The sequence below is a fragment of the Nocardiopsis alba genome, from assembly GCF_000710955.1.
GTDB classification, from domain to species: Bacteria; Actinomycetota; Actinomycetes; order Streptosporangiales; family Streptosporangiaceae; genus Nocardiopsis; species Nocardiopsis alba.
The window spans coordinates 540,856-557,871 of the sequence record NZ_BAZE01000003.1 but is presented as its reverse complement, the minus strand read 5'-3'; the positions used below and the strand labels follow the sequence as shown (position 1 = coordinate 557,871).

Annotated in this window: 12 protein-coding genes; 8 read left to right on the top strand and 4 right to left on the bottom strand. The window is 71.5% G+C overall.

All coding sequences use genetic code 11. The annotated features are described in order from the left end of the window. The first annotated feature begins 23 nt into the window (after window positions 1-23). Window positions 24-857 carry an alpha/beta fold hydrolase gene (locus TR33_RS08295; RefSeq protein ID WP_014909098.1) on the top strand — a complete coding sequence of 278 codons (834 nt, stop codon included), beginning with the start codon at window positions 24-26 and terminating at the stop codon, window positions 855-857. Here the strand turns inward: TR33_RS08295 and TR33_RS08290 are convergent. Then, complete coding sequence (locus TR33_RS08290) at window positions 850-1,698, bottom strand: SDR family oxidoreductase (protein WP_014912361.1); 849 nt, start codon at window positions 1,696-1,698, stop codon at window positions 850-852. The two genes, TR33_RS08295 and TR33_RS08290, sit on opposite strands and share 8 nt — an antisense overlap. A 179-nt stretch (window positions 1,699-1,877) precedes the next feature. Between TR33_RS08290 and TR33_RS08285 the strand changes: the two genes are divergently transcribed. Both TR33_RS08285 and TR33_RS08280 read left to right on the top strand, forming a co-directional pair. After that, the gene (locus TR33_RS08285) at window positions 1,878-3,149 is read left to right on the top strand and encodes an AGE family epimerase/isomerase (RefSeq protein WP_042282506.1); all 1,272 of its coding nucleotides are present in this window, start codon (window positions 1,878-1,880) and stop codon (window positions 3,147-3,149) included. Next, window positions 3,146-4,141, top strand: a complete 996-nt coding sequence (locus TR33_RS08280) for a PfkB family carbohydrate kinase (RefSeq protein ID WP_042282505.1) — start codon at window positions 3,146-3,148, stop codon at window positions 4,139-4,141. The genes TR33_RS08285 and TR33_RS08280 overlap by 4 nt, the downstream gene beginning before the upstream one ends. A 105-nt stretch (window positions 4,142-4,246) precedes the next feature. Here the strand turns inward: TR33_RS08280 and TR33_RS08275 are convergent, their stop codons facing one another. Both TR33_RS08275 and TR33_RS08270 read right to left on the bottom strand, forming a co-directional pair. Continuing rightward, window positions 4,247-5,431, bottom strand: coding sequence for a carboxylate-amine ligase (locus tag TR33_RS08275; RefSeq protein ID WP_014908254.1), 1,185 nt, complete (start codon window positions 5,429-5,431; stop codon window positions 4,247-4,249). A 650-nt stretch (window positions 5,432-6,081) separates the two neighbouring features. Further along, window positions 6,082-7,464, bottom strand: coding sequence for a cytochrome P450 family protein (locus tag TR33_RS08270; protein ID WP_017534426.1), 1,383 nt, complete (start codon window positions 7,462-7,464; stop codon window positions 6,082-6,084). Between the two features lie 560 nt (window positions 7,465-8,024). Between TR33_RS08270 and TR33_RS08265 the strand changes: the two genes are divergently transcribed. The 5 genes from TR33_RS08265 to TR33_RS08245 are packed head-to-tail and all read left to right on the top strand — an operon-like array spanning window position 8,025 to window position 15,395. Further along, complete coding sequence (locus TR33_RS08265; protein WP_081536565.1) at window positions 8,025-9,272, top strand: SWIM zinc finger family protein; 1,248 nt, start codon at window positions 8,025-8,027, stop codon at window positions 9,270-9,272. Then, entirely contained in the window at window positions 9,269-10,771 is a 1,503-nt protein-coding gene (locus TR33_RS08260) for a DUF5691 domain-containing protein (protein WP_042282502.1), read from the top strand. Before TR33_RS08265 ends, TR33_RS08260 begins: the two co-directional genes overlap by 4 nt. Further along, entirely contained in the window at window positions 10,772-11,902 is a 1,131-nt protein-coding gene (locus TR33_RS08255; protein ID WP_017534428.1) for an ATP-binding protein, read from the top strand. Beyond that, window positions 11,902-14,217 (top strand): DUF5682 family protein, encoded by a 2,316-nt coding sequence (locus TR33_RS08250; RefSeq protein ID WP_042282496.1) that lies wholly within the window; start codon window positions 11,902-11,904, stop codon window positions 14,215-14,217. Before TR33_RS08255 ends, TR33_RS08250 begins: the two co-directional genes overlap by 1 nt. Further along, entirely contained in the window at window positions 14,214-15,395 is a 1,182-nt protein-coding gene (locus tag TR33_RS08245) for a vWA domain-containing protein (RefSeq protein ID WP_042282494.1), read from the top strand. The genes TR33_RS08250 and TR33_RS08245 overlap by 4 nt, the downstream gene beginning before the upstream one ends. A 54-nt stretch (window positions 15,396-15,449) precedes the next feature. Here TR33_RS08245 and TR33_RS08240 read toward each other — a convergent pair whose 3' ends face one another. Beyond that, window positions 15,450-16,754 carry a hypothetical protein gene (locus TR33_RS08240; protein ID WP_234305782.1) on the bottom strand — a complete coding sequence of 435 codons (1,305 nt, stop codon included), beginning with the start codon at window positions 16,752-16,754 and terminating at the stop codon, window positions 15,450-15,452. Window positions 16,755-17,016: the final 262 nt, after the last annotated feature.

The following is a 17,016-nucleotide window of genomic DNA, read 5'->3' as shown; positions in this document are numbered from 1 at the left end:
ACGGCAGGGGGTAGACAGGGTTGATGGACCCCGGACGCATCGCCTTCGAGCGGCACGGCAACGGCCGCCCGGTCGTTCTGCTGCACGGGCTCGGTGATCGGAGACAGAGCTGGCGGTCGGTATCGCCCCGGCTGGTCGACGACTACGAGGTGTTCTCCCTCGACCTGCCGGGGTTCGGGGAGTCCCCGGCCCCCGGGCCCAAGGAGCACTACGACGTGTACAGCCTCGTGCGGGTCGTGCGCGACTTCTGCGAACTGCACGGCATCGAGCGCCCCCACCTGGCGGGCAACTCCCTGGGCGGCTCGATCGCGCTGGAACTGGGCGTCCAAGGGGTGGCCGGATCGGTCACGGTCTTCTCCCCGGCCGGTTTCTCCGACACCCTCGCCCGCTGGGGCATGCGCACCGTGGGGATGGTCGCCAACCTGGCGACCCGGCTTCCCATGCCGCTCAAGGAGCGTCTGGCCGACACACCGCCGGCGCGCGCGGCGGCCCGGATCGCGTTGCGGGGGGACCCCTCCTCGCCCGAGGCCAAGGCGACCCGTTTCGGTGTCCAGGGGCTCGAACCCGGAGCCCCGTACGTGCGCATGGTGCCCAAGATCGCCGACTACGACTTCTCCGCCCGCCCGATCGGCTGTCCGGTCACGATCGCCTGGGGCGACCGCGACCGGACCCTGTTGCCCTCCAGCGCCGAACACGCCCATCAGCGCGTGCCCAACGCGCGCATGGTGTCGATGTTGGGGGTCGGTCACATCCCGATGGCGGACGACCCCCTCACCGTGGCCGAGCACATCCGGTGGACCTGCAACGCCGCCGATCGGGGACCGCACGAACACCCGTGGCTCCGACCGCTCAGGTGAACCGGAAGCCGCCCTCGGAGCTGATCACCTGACCGGTGATCCACGCGGCCTCGTCGGTGGCCAGCCAGGACAGCAGACGAGCCGGATCGTCCGGCTCTCCCAAACGTCCCAGAGCGAACATGGGCACCACCCGTTCCAGCAGGTCGCCCTCGATGTAGCCGGTCTGCACCGGTCCGGGGTTGACCGTGTTGACGGTGATGCCCCTCGGCCCCAACTCGGCGGCGATGGTGGGGGTGATCTGCGCCAGAGCGCCCTTGGCGGAGGCGTAGGCGACCTCGCCGGGCATGGGGCCGTGCGACTGTCCCGACGTCATGAACAGCACCCGACCACCCGGGCGACCGTCGTGGTGTTCGGCGAAGGCCTTGGCCAGGAGCAGCGGCGATCGGGCGTCCACGGCCCAGTGTCCGTCGAGCATCTCGGCGGTGACCTCGGCCAGAGAGCCGTCCCCTCCGCTGCGCGCGTGGTTGGCGACCAGGATGTCCAGGTGCCCGAACTCGGCGATGGTCGCCTCGACCACCCGTTCGGGGGTCCGGGGGTCGGCCATGTCGGCCTCGATCTGCTCCACCCCGGTCTCGGGGCAGGCCAGGACCGAACGTACCCCCTCGACCACCGCGTCGATGTCGTCCCCGCCCCAGGGTTGTGCCTCGTCGTGCGGGCGGAAGTGGTGGAGCATGACGGAGGCCCCGTAGGCGGCCAGTCGCCGCGCCACCGCGTAGCCGATACCGCCGCGCCGTCCCGCGCCGGTGACGAGCGCCGTCCTCCCTCGAAGGGGGAGCGGATCCCGCGCGAGCGGCGGGGCGGCCGCGGTGTCCTCCCGGTCCGGCCGTTCCTGCTGGGTCATGTGGTCTCCTCGGTTCGCGCCGCTCGGTCGCAAGGATCCTGCCGGCCCGGTCGGTGGCGGGCGACCGGTTTTTCGAGGGTGTACCCGATCGGGATCCGAGACGGCGCCATGAGGGCTTTCCCGGGGAGGCCGGCGGGGGATAGCGTTACGCGCTGAACGACCCCCGAGGAGGCACTGGTTTGAGCGCATCGACACGCCCGGTTCCGGGTGGGGCCGCATGGTTGGAGGAGCAGGAGCGGAGTCTGGTCCGCTTCGCCGCCGGGTCCGTGGTCCCCGACGGGTTCGGCCACTTGGACGCGCGGGGCGGGGTGGAGTCGGGGAGGCCGACCGCCACCTGGATCACCGCTCGGATGACGCATGTGTTCTCGCTGGCGCATCTGCGAGGAGACGCGGACGCGGCGGCTCTGGCGGACCACGGGGTGGCCGCCCTGACCGGGCCGCTACGCGACGCCGAGGCGGGGGGCTGGTTCGACGAGGTCCCCGAGGGCGGGGCCGCGAGCGTACGAGAGCGCTCCGGAACCCTTCCGGGGAAGGCCGCCTACCCGCATTCCTTCGTGGTCCTCGCGGCGGCGAGCGCCGCGCACGCGGGGCGCCCGGGGGCCCGGGAGCTGCTCGACGAGGCCCTCGGGGTGATCGAGGAGTACTTCTGGGAGCCCTCGGCCGACTGCGTCCGCGAGAGCTGGGACGCCGACTGGACCACCACCGAGTCCTACCGCGGGGCCAACAGCGCCATGCACTGTGTGGAGGCCTTCCTCGCCGCGGCCGACGTCACCGGTGACACACGGTGGGTCCGCAGGGCCGCCGCCATCGCGGAGCGTCTGATCCATGGTGTCGCCGCCGCCCACGACTGGCGGCTTCCCGAGCACTTCACCCCCGGCTGGGAACCGCTTCCGGACTACAACCGCGATCGTCCGGACCACCCCTTCCGGCCGTTCGGCAGCACCACCGGCCACCTGCTGGAATGGGCCCGTCTGCTCGTCCATCTGGAGAAGGCGTTGGAGCGAGCGGGGGAGCCGGTGCCGGGTTGGGCGCTCACCGACGCCGAACTCCTCTTCGACAACGCCGTACGGCGCGGGTGGGCCACCGACGGCACCGACGGCTTCGTCTACACCCTGGACTGGGAGGACCGTCCGGTGGTGCGTCAGCGCATGCACTGGGTGATCGCCGAGGCCGCCATGACCGCCTGGACCCTGGGCCAGAGGACCGGGAAGGCCTCCTACAGCGAACATCTGGAACGCTGGTGGGCCTACGCCGACCGGTTCCACGTCGACCGTGAACACGGCGGCTGGCGACACGAACTGGATCCGGACGGGAGCCCGGCCGCCTCGGTGTGGGCGGGCAAACCCGACGTCTACCACCCCTATCAGGCCGTTCTCCTGCCGCAGATCGGCCTGTCCACCTCGATCGCGGCCGCGCTGCCGGCCGACGGACGGAACAGGAAGCACACATGAGCGACCGACAGGGGGCCTCGCCCCGCCTCGTGGTGATCGGGGAGAACGTCATGGACCTGCTGCCCGCGGGGCGGGGTCCGGGCACCCTCAAGGCCTCTCCCGGCGGGGGGCCGGCGAACACGGCGGTCGCCACGGCCCGCTTGGGGATCCCCACCCGGCTGCTCGCCCGGATCGGCTCCGACGGGTTCGGCGCCATGATCCGTGAGCGACTGCTGTCCGAGGGGCTGGACCCGGCCGGTCTGATCGACGCCGAGGAGCCCTCGGCGTTGGCGTTGGCGACCCTGGGCGCGGACGGGGCCGCCGTGTACGACTTCCGCATGGACGACGCCGCCGACTGGCGTTGGCGCGCCGAAGAACTGCCGAGGGAACTGGACGCCGAGGTCGTGGCCCTGCACGCGGCCTCGATCGCCCTGTTCCGGGAGCCGGGCGCGGCCCTCATCGAGGGGCTGTTGGGCCGGGAGCACTCTCGGGGACGGGTGACGGTCTCCCTCGACCCCAACATCCGGCGTGAGGTGATCGGCGATCCGGAGACCGCCAGGTCCCTGGTCCTGCGGCACGTCGCCCGGGCGCATGTGGTCAAGGCCAGCGACGAGGACCTGGACTTCCTCTACCCGGACCGCTCCCCGGAGAAGGCGGCCGAGGCCTTGGCGGCCCTGGGTCCGGCTCTGGTCGTGGTCACCCTGGGCGGAAAGGGCGCCTTCGCCCTCTCGCACGGGGTGTCGGCCTCGGTGCCCGCTCCCGTGGTGGACGTGGTGGACACGGTGGGCGCCGGCGATTCGTTCATGGGCGCCCTGCTGCACCGCCTCGACCTGGACGGACGTCTGGGGGAGGACCCGCGCGCACGGCTCTCGGGGCTGACCGAGGGCGATCTGGTCTCCCTGCTGACCCACGCCGCCACGGCGGCGGCGCGTACGGTCACCCGTGAAGGGGCCGACCCGCCCACTCGTGCGGAGCTGGACGCCGCTCTCTCGGAGAACGGCGTCGCCTCCTAGGGACGGACCCGGGGCGGGCGCGGAGGACGCCCGCCCCGGGTCGGGCCGCCGACGACCCTCGAAGCCCGGGGCCGGCGGGTCTTCGGCCCTCGGGCGTACCGAGTCTCAGAGGAGGGGACGTCCGCGACGGGGGGCGGCCGCCAGCCCTTCCCGGGTCTGGGCGAGCACATGGTCCACGACGTCGCTCATCCGCCCCCGTTCGGCGTACACGGCACGCTGGCGGGCGGCGCCCGAACCCACGGCCAGAACCCGTTCGAGCAGTTCGGAGACGAGGTCGGTGTCCCCGGTGAGCGCCAAACCGGGTAAGGCGGCCCGGCGCAGCCGCTCCATCGCGGTGGCGGCGGGGAGGGTCTCGCCGGTCAACGGGTCGGGGATCAACCCCTCCAGCCCGTCCCTGGCGGCCCGCCAGACGGCGGCGCGCAGGGTCTGACCCGAGATATCGGGGGCCGGGGCACCGTCCCCGACCTCGATCAGGGCCCGGCCGACCAGACCGCGGGTGAGGGTGGCGAAGAGCAGGGCCTCCTCTGCGGTCGCTGCCACGTCGCCGACCCGGATCTCCAGAGTGGGCAGGTGGTCGGAGAGGCGGATGTCCCAGTAGACCATGTGGCGGTCGAGAATCGCCCCGGTGTCGGACAGTTCGTGGACCGCCCGTTCGTGCTCGCTCAGAGAACGCAACAGCGGGGGCGGTCCGGCCGAGGGGAGCCGGTTCCAGGTGACCGTTCGCCAGCTGGCGTGGCCGCTGTCGTGGCCGTCGTGGAAGGGGGAGTTGGCGGAGAGCGCCACCAGGAACGGGAGCCAACGGCGCAGGTGATCGCTGACGGACACGGCCGTGGACCGGTCGGGGATGCCCACGTGAACATGACAGCCGCACACCACGTGGGATTCGCGCAGGGTGCCGAAGCGGGCGGAGATGTCGGAGTACCTCCTGCCCTTGCTGACCCGGGCCGACGCGGGGTCGCCGAGGATCGGTGTTCCGGTGGCGGCCACGGCCAGCCCGACCTCGTCGGCCGCCCGACGCAGCTCCTCGCGGGCGGCGGTCAGGAAGTCGCGGGCGTCCTCCGCGGTGGCGCACACGGGGCTGTTGGCCTCGACCTGGGCGTCGGTGAACTCCCCGCACAGCCGGTCGGTGAGGCCGCGTGCACGGGCCAGGACGTCGGGGGCTCGGGACAGGATCCGGCGGGTGCGCGGATCGACGACGAAGAACTCCTCCTCCACACCGAAGGTGAGGGGTCGGTCCGCGGCCTCGACCGGGGCACGGTGGTCGACCGCGGTCAGGGAGTGGTTCTTCATGCGGGTCCTCTCTGCCGTTCCGTCCTGGGGTGTCCCGCACTGGATATCCCGTGCCGAGAGGCCACGACAGTGTCCAGAAGAGAAGAAAAAGCTATCCAGAGAGTTGTATGTCGCGTTTGCCGCATTCATCGATGAGGTGTCGGTGCAGCGTCGGAGCGTGATCCTCCGGAAAAGGGGTGACGAAAGGCGGATCGGAGGAGGATGGGAAAGCGGTGGTGATCGTCATCACGTTTCTTCGGGGACGTGTTCCAGACCGAAGGGAACGCCTTCCACACCGGGCTTTCGAATTCTCCCCTCTCTCACAAGGGTCCTCGTTCACCAGGGCGAGCACGTGGGGCCTTCCGAAAGGCCCCTCTTCCCTTCTCCCCGGGCGGCGAGTGCGCGCCCGTCTGTCGACCCTGGTCCTCGATGTCCGGTCGGCGGCGGGGAACGGGAGGGGAAGAGGGTTTCGGAGCGGGGTCTTCCTCCGGCTCGGACGGCGGTGGTCCACGGACGGCGCGGCCGTCGTGGGTCAGGGCCCTCGTCGAAGGAGGGTTCGGTGTCGGGGGACCGGGATCCTTCCGGTTCGCCCCGTTCGTATCGCGAACACGGCCCCGGTACGGGGGTGTTCGTCGTGAGCACCGGTCCTCAAGGGCCGGTGGGCGCCGGGGTCAGCCGCGCAGGCCGCGCCACCAGCTCAACAGTCGTCCGAGCAGGTCCTCCGGAGGGGTCTCCTCCTCCGCCACGGCCTGGACCGGCTCCATCTCCTGGGTCAGGGGCCCGGGAGCGCCCTTCGGTGTGTCGGGCTGGAAGGTGACCGGAAGCTCGCGCAGTCCCCTCAGGAACGGGGAGGGCATCAGGCGCAGCTCCTCCGGGGGCACCGCCGACCGCAGGCCGTGCAGGCGCTCCTGGAGTACGGAGACCCCGATCGAGGCCATCATTCTGGCCAGGTCGCGCGAGGGGCAGCTGTGCGGACCCGCGCCGAACGCCAGGTGGGCGCGGCTTCCGGCGGCCAGGCCGGTGTCGGGCGCGGTCTGCCCGCGTCGCAGGGTCAGGTCGCGGTGCGCCGCGTCGATCGCCAGCAGCAGGGCGTCGCCCGCGCGGATCTGGGTCTCGCCGATCCGCACGTCCCGGAGCGCGATCCGCCCCGCCAGGACCTGGAGCGGGGTGTTGGTCCACATCACGTGGTCCAGGAGATCGTGCGTGGGCAGACGCGCGTCGGCGTGGGCGGCGCGGATGACCTCGTCGGTGAGCAGGGTGCGCATGGCGTTGCCGACGAGGTGGGTGGTGGGCATGTGGCCCGCGCTGATGATGAGAGCCGCCTGGTAGGCGACCTCGTTCGGGGACAGGCCCGACGGGTGTTCGAGCATTCGGCTCGCCAGGTCGGGCCCGGGCTTGTCGGCCTTGCGCGCCACCAGACCGGCGAAGTACTGCTGCATGCGGGCGACCGCTTCCTCGGCGCGTTCGGCGTCCTCGCCGAACACGGAGGTGGTGAGGTCGCCGAGCATGTGCCCGTAGCTGTCGGGCAGGCCGAAGAGCCGGTTGATCACCAGGGTCGGCAGTGGGGAGGCGTATTCGCCGATCAGGTCGGCGCTGCCCCGGGCCACGAACGCGTCGACCAGTTCGTCGGCGATCTGGCGCACCATGCGGGCCGTCGCGGTCATGTCGACCTTGGCCAGGCCGTCCATGATCGGGGCGCGCAGTCGAGTGTGCTCGGCGCCGTCCGCGTAGAGGGCGTTGGGGAGCCAGGACATCATCGGGAGGGTCTTGGCCAGATCGACGCGGCCTTCGATGGCCTCGCGCCAACGGCGGGTGTCCCGGGAGAACAGGTGCGGCTGTTGGAGGAGGGTGAGGTTCTCCTGGTAGTCGAGCAGCAGCCAGGCGCGAACACCGGGTTCGAGTTCGACCGGTGCGACGGGGCCGTGTCGTTCGCGCAGGCGCTTCCACAGGTCGTCGCGGCCGCCGGGCGGAGAGTTCCCGTACAGGCGGGTGATGTCGGCGGGGCAACCGGAGACGGACGCGGGGGTCTCGCCGTCGTTTCGGGTGGTGGTCATACGGGTGCGCGGACTACCGGAATGAGGATTCGTGGTCCGCTTCGCTCCCTTCGAGAAGACGAGGTGATGCCATGGTGATGTGAAGGGGGAAACGGGGTTGAACCGGCCTCTGATGTTCGGTTGTGCGTTCGTGTAGGGATATGCGGCCGAGGGTGGCTCATTCTAAGTTAATGAGGGTCGTTCAGCAATTCAGACATTCATTTATCGTGATTGCATTATGGGTCGCCGTGTTACAAGTATGTTCTTCTCGGCCTCTGTGGTGATATCTCCGTTTTCCGGGACGATCGGGGGCGGCCGTGACGTCCGACGCTTCGACGCCCACGGACGGTGACGGGCGGCGTACGGCGTACCGGGCGGGACGGGGCGGGTGGTGCGGACGTCGAGACCTCGCCGGTCGGAGCGCCCGCGAAAGGTCGTCGGAAGAGGTGTGCGGGGGCGGTCCGCGAACCGCCGGAATGTCGGTGGTGCCCTCTAGTGTCGTCTGTGTGAGCGATCGATGGACTACCGACGAGGTGTGGGCTCTGGCCCCGGATTCCTCATCACACAAGGCGGCACTCAAGGTGGCCCGGCCCGGTTCCTGGCCCGAGTGCGGAACGGTCGCCGCCGACGGCGGCGGGACCTCCGCCGTGTGGGGTGAGTGTAAAGGGAGCGGGTCCAAACCGTACCTGGCAGCCGTACATCTGGACGGCGGTGAGGGGCCCGCCTATAAATGCAGTTGCCCCAGCCGGAAGATTCCCTGCAAACACGTTCTGGCCCTCCTCGCTCTGTGGAGTGGAGGAGAGGTCGAAAAGAGGGACGAAAAGCCCGAATGGGTCAACTCCTGGCTCTCCGGAAGGGCGGCGCGGAAACAGCGCGCGGCCGTGGCCGCGGCCACCCCCGTCGACCCGGAGAAGGCCGCCGCCACCCTGCGGGCCAGGGAGGAGACGGTCGCCGCGGGGATCGAGGAACTGCGCGTGTGGCTGAACGACCAGGTCGACAGCGGCCTGGCCGAGGTGCCCCGACTGGAGTACGGCCACTGGGACCGGATGGCCAAACGGCTGGTGGACGCCAAGGCCGGAGGCGCGGCCGGTCTGGTCACCATGCTGCCCCAGCGGGGCGGCGGCGAGCACTGGCCCGACCGTGTGCTGGAACGACTCGGCCTGCTCCACCTGCTGGTCGACGGCTACCTCTCCAGGGACGGCGTCGACGAGCGGACCCGGGCGGTGCTGCGCTCACGCGTGGGTATCAGCACCCGTACCGAGGAGGTCCTGTCATCCGGTGAGCGGGTGAAGGACACCTGGCGGGTCCTGGGTCACCGCGAGGGGCTCACCCCCGACGGCATGCGTCTTCTCCGGACCTGGCTGCGCGGGGCGGAGAGCGACCGGTGGGCCCTGACCCTCACCTTCTTCCGTCCCGGGGAGAGCCCGGAGCCCCCCTTCCGAGGGGGTATCGAGGTCGAGGGAGAGCTCGCCTTCCACCCCGACGGTCTCCGAGCGGTCCGGACCGACGCCATGACCGAGCGCCCCGTCTCGTGCCCCGAGGGAGGGGACGTGGAGGCCGCTCTGGACTCCTACGCCCTCGCCCTGGCCGCGGATCCGTGGCTGGAGGCGTGGCCGGTCGTGCTGGAGGCCGCCGCGCCCGCCCGAGAGGAGCGCTGGTATCTGGCGGATCGGAACGGGGCCGCGCTGCCCATGGACACCGCCACGTTGTGGAGCCACCTCGCGGTCACCGGAGGGCGTCCCGCCACCGTGGCCGCCGAATGGTCCCCCAGGACCGGATTGACCCCCATGACCCTGTGGGACGAAGACGGAAAGGCGACCGTCCTGTGAACCCCGCTCCCGAGACCCCCGACTGGGAACACCTGGTCTCCACCGCCCTGATCGGCACCACCCGACGCTCGGTCGCCACCGTGGCCGGCATGCCCGCTAGCGACGAGGACGCCGAGGCCCTGCTCGACCTGGCCGCCCTGGACACGATCCGCCGGCAGGCCGGGTACACGGCGCACGCCGCCACCCCCATCGCTCCCGACGCGCCCGACCCTCGGCCCAGGGTCGGCGACACGGCGGCCCGACTCCTCGACCTCGTCCTGTCCTCCCACCCCGACCTTCTGCCCGAATGGTTGGAGCTGGCGGCCCGCTCCGGACGAGGCGTCCCCTACGAGCGGCTTCCCGACCTGCTCGACCGCGCCTACCGCACCGCGGTTCTGCGCCCCGCGGTGGCCGCCGCCGCAGGCCCCCGGGGCGCCTGGCTGGCCGGACTCAACCCGGTCTGGTCGTTCGTGACGGCCGAACCCCTGCCGGGCGACACCTTCGACGAGGAGACCTGGAAGGCCGGTGGGCCGGAAGAGCGTCGCAGGACCCTGCTCGCGCTGAGGGCCCGGGACCCGGCCACGGCCGGGACCCTGCTCGCCGAGGCCTGGCCCGGAGAGTCCAAGGCCGAGGTCCGGCAGGCCCTCCTCGACGCCCTCGAACCCCATCTCGGGCCGGACGACGAACCTCTGCTGGAGACGGCGCTGGACGACCGCGGCGCCGGTGTCCGAGGCCGCGCCCTGGCCCTCCTCTCCCGCCTGCCCGACAGCGCCCACGCCCATCGGCTCCGCGACCATCTGCGGCGTCGGCTGAGAGTCGATCGCGACACCTCGTGGGTGTTCGAGGTCGACACCCCGGAGGCCTCGGAGACCGGGTTGTTCCGCGACCTCGCCCTGGCCGTGCCGACGGAGACGAAGGAGAGCCCGAGAGAGCGCCGGGAACGCGTCCAGGTCCTGATCGTCCACACCCCCTTGGACGTGTGGACCGAACGGCTCGACACCGACCCGGCGGGGGTCCTGGCCCTGGCCGCGGCCCACCCCGAGACGAGGGACGCGCTCGTCGACGCCGTCTGTCTGCGAGGGGACGCCGACTGGTCCCGCGCGGTACTCGACGACCCCGAGATCGGCCTGGCCGCCGTGGCGGGCGACGACGCCGACGGACGGGGACGGCAGCGTCTGCGCGTGCTCTTCGCTCCGCTCCCGGCGGTCGAACGCTGCGACCGGGTCCTCGCCCTTCTGGAAGGGATCACCTACCCCGAGGCCCTGGGCCGGCTGCTCCTCGCCATCGACGCCCCCTGGACACCCGGGCTGTCCGAGGGCGTGGCCCGATGGACGGCCCGGACCACCGAACGGCGCCGAGTACGCGGCCACCGGCTGCTCTACGAGACCATCGCCGCCCACATGCCCCCCGAACACCTGGCGCTCCTCCCGGAGCAGGCGCCGTACGAGAAGGAGGCCGACGTCTACTTCCGCCTCCGCGAGACCCTCCGCCTTCGCCAAGACATGCACAAGGAGCTCTAGTTGACCACCATCGAAGCCTCCCCCGCCGGCACCGAGTCCGCCGCCCGGGCCGGTACCGCTCTGCGCCCCCACGCCGAACAGACCTACGCCGCCGAACTGAAGGCGTTGGCCGAGGTCGACGACCGCACGCGTCCCCCGGGCTGGAAGCTGTCCCCGTGGGCGGTCACGCGGTACCTGCTGGGCGCCACCCTCGACGACGGCACCGAGATCACCCCCAAGTACATCGGCTCGCGCCGGGTCGTGGAGGTCGCCGTCGCCACCCTGGCCACCGACCGCGCCCTGCTGCTCATCGGTGTCCCCGGAACCGCCAAGACCTGGCTGTCCGAGCACCTGGCCGCCGCCATCGCCGGTGACTCCACCCTGCTCGTCCAGGGCACCGCCGGTACCTCCGAGGAGGCGGTCCGGTACGGGTGGAACTACGCCCGGCTGCTCGCCGAGGGCCCCTCCGAGGCCGCCCTCGTGCCCAGCCCCGTCATGACCGCGATGGCCCGCGGGTCCATCGGGCGCATCGAGGAGCTCACCCGCATGCCCTCCGACGTGCAGGACGGACTCATCACCGTCCTGTCGGAGAAGGCCCTGCCCGTCGCCGAGCTCGGCATCGAGGTCCAGGCACAGCGTGGCTTCAACATCATCGCCACCGCGAACGACCGCGACCGGGGCGTCAACGACCTGTCCAGCGCGCTGCGCCGCCGCTTCAACACCGTGGTGCTGCCGGTGCCGGACAGCGCCGAGGACGAGGTGCGCATCGTCACCCAGCGGGTCGAGCAGCTCGGCCGTTCCCTGGAACTGCCCGAGGTGCCGACCAGCCTCACCGAGATCCAGCGCGTCGTGACCGTCTTCCGCGAGCTGCGCTCCGGAGTCACCGAGGACAACGGCACGAAGCTCAAGTCCCCCAGCGGCACCCTGAGCACCGCCGAGGCGATCTCGGTGATCACCAACGGGATCGCCCTGGCCGCGCACTTCGGCGACGGGATCCTGCGACCGGCCGATGTCGCCGCCGGCATTCAGGGCGCCGTCGTCCAGGACCGGGTCGCCGACGGGGTCGTGTGGCGCGAGTACCTGGAGACCGTCGCCCGCGAGCGCGAGGGTTGGACCGACTTCTACCGTGCCTGCCGTGAGGTGGGCGCCTGATGGGATCGTCCCGTACGGACACCTCCAAGGTGAGTGTCCTGGGAGTCCGCCACCACGGTCCGGGTTCGGCCCGGGCCGTGGTGGCCGCCCTGGACGAGATCGAGCCCGACCTGGTCCTGATCGAGGGACCGCCCGAGGCCGACGCCCTGACCTCCCTGGTCGGCGGCCTCGAACCGCCGGTGGCACTGCTGGTGCACCTGGCCGACACGCCCAAGGCGAAGGGCAAGGACGCCGAACGGGACGCCGAGGCGGCCGAGGCCGCGCGCCGACGCTCCACGGACGGATGGGCGTTCTGGCCGTTCGCGAGCTTCTCGCCCGAGTGGGCGGCCCTGCGCCACGCCCACGAGAACGGCGTGCCGGTGCGTTTCTGCGACCTGCCCGCCTCCCACACCCTCGCCGAACGGCTCGCCGCGGCCGAGACGACCGACGGCGAGGAAGAGGAACAGGAGGAGACCGAACCCCCACGGGAACGGATCGACCCCCTCGGAGTGCTCGCCGCGGCGGCCGGCTACGACGACGCCGAACGCTGGTGGGACGACGTCGTCGAACAGCGTGGAGACGGGGAGCCCTCTCCCTTCCCCGCGATCGCCGACGCCATGGCGGCCGTCCGGGCCGAGGCCGGGCCCGCCACCGGCCGTGAGGCGCGCCGCGAGGCCCACATGCGTCAGACCCTGCGCGCCGCGCTCCGACAGGGGCACGAGCGGATCGCCGTGGTCTGCGGAGCCTGGCACGCCCCGGCCCTGCGCGACCTGGCGGACTACAAGGTCAAGGACGACGTCGCCCTGCTCAAGGGGCTGCCCAAGGTGAAGACGGCGGCGACCTGGGTGCCGTGGACCCACGGACGTCTGGCGTCCGCCGGCGGATACGGGGCCGGGGTGACCTCCCCGGGCTGGTACCACCACCTGTTCACCGCTCCGGATCGTCCGGTGCACCGGTGGCTGACCGAGGCCGCCCGGCTGCTGAGGGAGGAGGGGCAGCAGGTGTCCTCCTCCCACGTCATCGAGGGCGTGCGGCTGGCCGAGACCCTCTCCGTGCTGCGCGGGCGCCCGCTCGCCGGACTCGACGAGGTCTCCGAGGCGGTCACCGCGGTCCTGTGCGAGGGCGAGGGGACACGCGCCGCCCTGGTGCACGGCCGGATGGCGATCGGGGAACGACTCGGGTCGGTGCCGCCGGAGACCCCGATGGTGCCGCTCCAGCGCGACCTCATCGCCGAACAGAAGAGGCTGCGCCTCAAGCCCGAGGCCTTCGAACGCGACCTCGACCTGGACCTGCGCAAGGAGAGCCACCGAGCACGTAGCGTGCTGCTGCACCGACTCCGCCTGCTCGGGGTCGAGTGGGGGATCCCGACCCCGCACGGAGGCGGAGGCCGGGGCACCTTCCGGGAGAGCTGGCGACTGCGCTGGCACCCCGAGATGGACGTCGCCCTCATCGAGGCCGCGCGGTGGGGCACCACCGTCTCCTCCGCTGCGGTCGCGCGCACGGTGGAGATCGCCGAGGCGGCCGAACTGCCCACCCTCACCAAGCTCACCGAACAGTGCCTGTTCGCCGATCTCGGCGAGGCCCTGCCGGAGGTGCTCGCCCGGCTCACCGATCGGGCGGCCACCGACGCCGACATCACCCACCTGATGTCGGCGCTGCCTCCGCTGGCCCGCTCCACCCGCTACGGCGACGTGCGCGGAACCGACGGCGGCCACCTGCGCTCCGTCGCCCGCGAGATCCTGACCCGTGTACGGATCGGTCTGGTCGGCGCGGTACGCGGACTGGACGACGACGCCGCGGGCCGCTTCGTCCAGGCGATCGACGAGACCAACGGCGCCGCCACCCTGCTCGGCGACGACCTGACCGAATGGCTCGACACCCTCGCCGACCTGGCCGTACGGGAGAACGTGCCCGGGCGGATCGCCGGTCGGGTCAACCGCATCCTCACCGACGCCGGGCGGGTCGACGCCGAGGAACTGCGTCGACGCCTGGGGCTGGTGATGTCCCCGGGTGTCGAACCCACCCGGGCGGTCGCCTGGCTGGAGGGCTTCCTTCAGGGAAGCGGGCTGATCCTGGTGCACGACGACCGACTGCTGGGTCTGATCGACACCTGGCTCCTAGGGCTCTCCGAGGAGCGGTTCGTCGCGATCCTGCCGCTGCTGCGCCGTACCTTCGGGGCCTTCGGCGGAGGCGAACGTCAGGAGATCGGCACCGCGGTGACCAGACTCGACACCGGTGGCGGTGATCGAATCCGGGAACGACGACCCGTGGACGAGAGACGGGCCGCCCCCGCGGTCGCCGCCGTACTGGGACTGCTCGAAAGGAGCGGCGCGTGAACGCCATCACCGAGACCGGCCACACCGAACGGGCCCGCCGCTGGCGTCTGGTCCTGGGCGGGGACGCCGACTGCGCCACCCTGAGCGGGAGCGACCGGGCGATGGACTCGACCCTCGCGGCCCTGTACAACCGCGGTTCCCGGACCACCGGCAGCGGGGTGGGCGACGGCGAACGGGGCGCCGACCTCGGCGGGTCCGCGCCTCGCGTGGCCCGCTGGCTGGGCGACATCCGCGAGTACTTCCCCACGTCCGTCGTCCGGGTGATGCAGACCGACGCCATGGAACGGCTGGGGCTCGGCCAACTGTTGCTCGAACCCGAGATGATGGAGGCCGTCGAACCCGACGTGCACCTGGTCGGCACCCTGCTCGCCCTCAACCGTGTGATGCCGGCCGAGGCGCGTGAGACCGCCCGGGGGATCGTGCGCGAGGTCGTCGAGGACCTGGAGAAGCGGGTGGCGCAGAAGACCCGCTCGGAGATCGGCGGGGCGATCGACCGCTCGACCAGGACCCACCGGCCGCGTCGCGTCTCCGACATCGACTGGAACGCCACGATCCGTCGCAACCTCGCGCACTACCTGCCCGAGCACCGCACGGTGATCCCGCAGACCCTCATCGGTCACGGGCGCCGTAGCCGAGGGGTGCGGAAGGACGTGGTGCTGGCCATCGACCAGAGCGGCTCCATGGCCTCCTCGGTGGTCTACGCGAGCGTCTTCGGCGCGGTACTCGCCTCGATGCGCACGCTCAAGACCTCCCTGGTCGTCTTCGACACCGCCGTCGTCGACCTGACCGACCAGCTCACCGATCCCGTGGAGGTGCTGTTCGGCACCCAGCTGGGCGGCGGGACCAACATCAACAAGGCGATCGCCTACAGCCAGGGGTTGATCGACCGACCCCAGGACTCGATCTTCGTCCTGATCAGCGACCTCTACGAGGGCGGGGTCCGCGCGGAGATGCTGAAACGGGTCTCGGCCATGAAGTCCGCGGGCGTGCAGGTGGTGGTCCTGCTGGCGCTGTCCGACGAGGGTGCACCGTTCTACGACCGCCGCAACGCGGCGGCCCTCGCGGAGCTGGGCGTGCCGGCGTTCGCCTGCACCCCGGACATGTTCCCGGAGCTCATGGCGGCGGCCATCCAGGGCCGCCCCCTCGACGCCTGGGTCGACAAGCACCTCGACGAGTAGACCGCTCCAGGGCGGGGCCGAATCCTCCGCGGCCCCGCCCGCCCTCCACGGCGATCAGTCGCGGACGGATTCCGGCTCGGGACAGTCCGCGTTCAGATCGGGCACCGGTGTGAGATTCACCGAGAAGCGGGTGACCTTGGTCAGGCCGTGTTCACGGTCCCAGAGGAGATCGACGCCGTTCTCCCCGTCGAAGTACAACACCGGGCGATCGGTGGTGAGCGGCGGTCCGATCCGTTGGACCGGGTCGGTGCCGGTCTCCACGCACACCACGGACGGGGTGACACCGGTATGCCCTCGGGCGGGTCCGCCCTCGGCCTGGTATCGGGCGACGTGCTCCAGGCCTCGCCGGGCGTCCCGTTCCAGGAGGACCGTCACGGAGGTCAGTCCGTAGACGAGGACGACGATGAGGGCCATCAGCCACTGGAGCAGCCGAAGGTCGCCACGAACGGTGAAGTGGAAGTACTGGAGGAGCCCGAACACCCCCAGGGAGAGGAGGAGGGCGAACGTGACCAGCGGCAAGGTGTCGGCCACGGCGAAGAGTCGGCCCTGGCCGGTGGGCGGGACCTCTCCGGGGGAGATCCCGAACGCCTGGAGGTAGACGTCCCGGCTGAAGTTGCTCAGGCCGATCGTCAACGGGGCGGCCAAGGCGGTCAGTCCCAAGGGGAGCCAGGTATTGATGCGCCCTTCGGGTATCCGGCGGAACATCTGCCACACCCCGAACAGGCAGGGGAGGGAGATCAGGAACGCGACGGCGTGCCGGGTGGGGATCTCCTCCGGCAGCCACAAGGCCACGTACAGGCCGATGAACGCCGCTCCGGCCCCGACCAGAAGAACGATGATCAAGGGGAGGAGCGGGCCGTCCAGAGGATCCTCCTCCTGGTCGGCGCTCGAAGGGGTCGTACCGAGAGGATCCGGTGGGCCGGCCACCATGAGACGGTCGGCTCGTCCGACCTGCGGGTTGCGCGCCACGAAGTCGGCCAGCCGAGATCGGGCCTCCGCGAGCGACGTGGCCTGGAGCGTGCCTTTGGATCTCCAGGACATCAGTCCCCTGACCGGGGCCGCGAGCCACTCCCGCGCGGGCATCCGGCCACGGGGCAGGATCCGGTACCGGCGGAACGGCGACGGACGGGGGCGCAGGCGGGTCGCGAACACGACCCGGGCGCTCACGCCGGACCGGGCCAGCACGTGGTGGATCTCGGCCAGGGCCGCCCCGGTGGAACCCAACGCCGCACCGGAGACCCCGATGTGCACGTCGTACCGGCCTTCGCCCCGCCGCTGGAACCGCCAAGGCCGGTCGCCCACCGTCGCCAGGAAGTTCGCCTCGTCCTGAGGCTCCACCTCCACTCCGATACGCACCACGTGGTCGTGGTACCGGGGCAGATTCCCCTGCGACGGTTCGGGGGGAGGCGGTGGGGACGGAACGGACGATGGAGCGGTGTTCCGCGGCCGCGGGCGGAAGGGGAGGAAACGCATGTGGGAACCTCGTCGGCTGGGGGACGAGGGAAGCCTACGACTCTCGGGGCTCGGCCGGCTTCCGCGTCGTTCGCGGCCGAGAGGGACCGGTGAAGGTGTCCTCGCCTTGTTCCCACGGGCCGCCCCTTTCTCCCCGATGGACGACGTG

Excerpts from the sequence above, each read along its gene's own strand:
- TR33_RS08280 (WP_042282505.1), top strand. The coding sequence starts at position 3,146 with ATGAGCGACCGACAGGGGGCCTCGCCCCGCCTCGTGGTGATCGGGGAG.
- TR33_RS08275 (WP_014908254.1), bottom strand. The coding sequence starts at position 5,431 with ATGAAGAACCACTCCCTGACCGCGGTCGACCACCGTGCCCCGGTCGAG.
- TR33_RS08270 (WP_017534426.1), bottom strand. The coding sequence starts at position 7,464 with ATGACCACCACCCGAAACGACGGCGAGACCCCCGCGTCCGTCTCCGGT.
- TR33_RS08290 (WP_014912361.1), bottom strand. The coding sequence starts at position 1,698 with ATGACCCAGCAGGAACGGCCGGACCGGGAGGACACCGCGGCCGCCCCG.
- TR33_RS08295 (WP_014909098.1), top strand. The coding sequence starts at position 24 with ATGGACCCCGGACGCATCGCCTTCGAGCGGCACGGCAACGGCCGCCCG.
- TR33_RS08250 (WP_042282496.1), top strand. The coding sequence starts at position 11,902 with ATGGGATCGTCCCGTACGGACACCTCCAAGGTGAGTGTCCTGGGAGTC.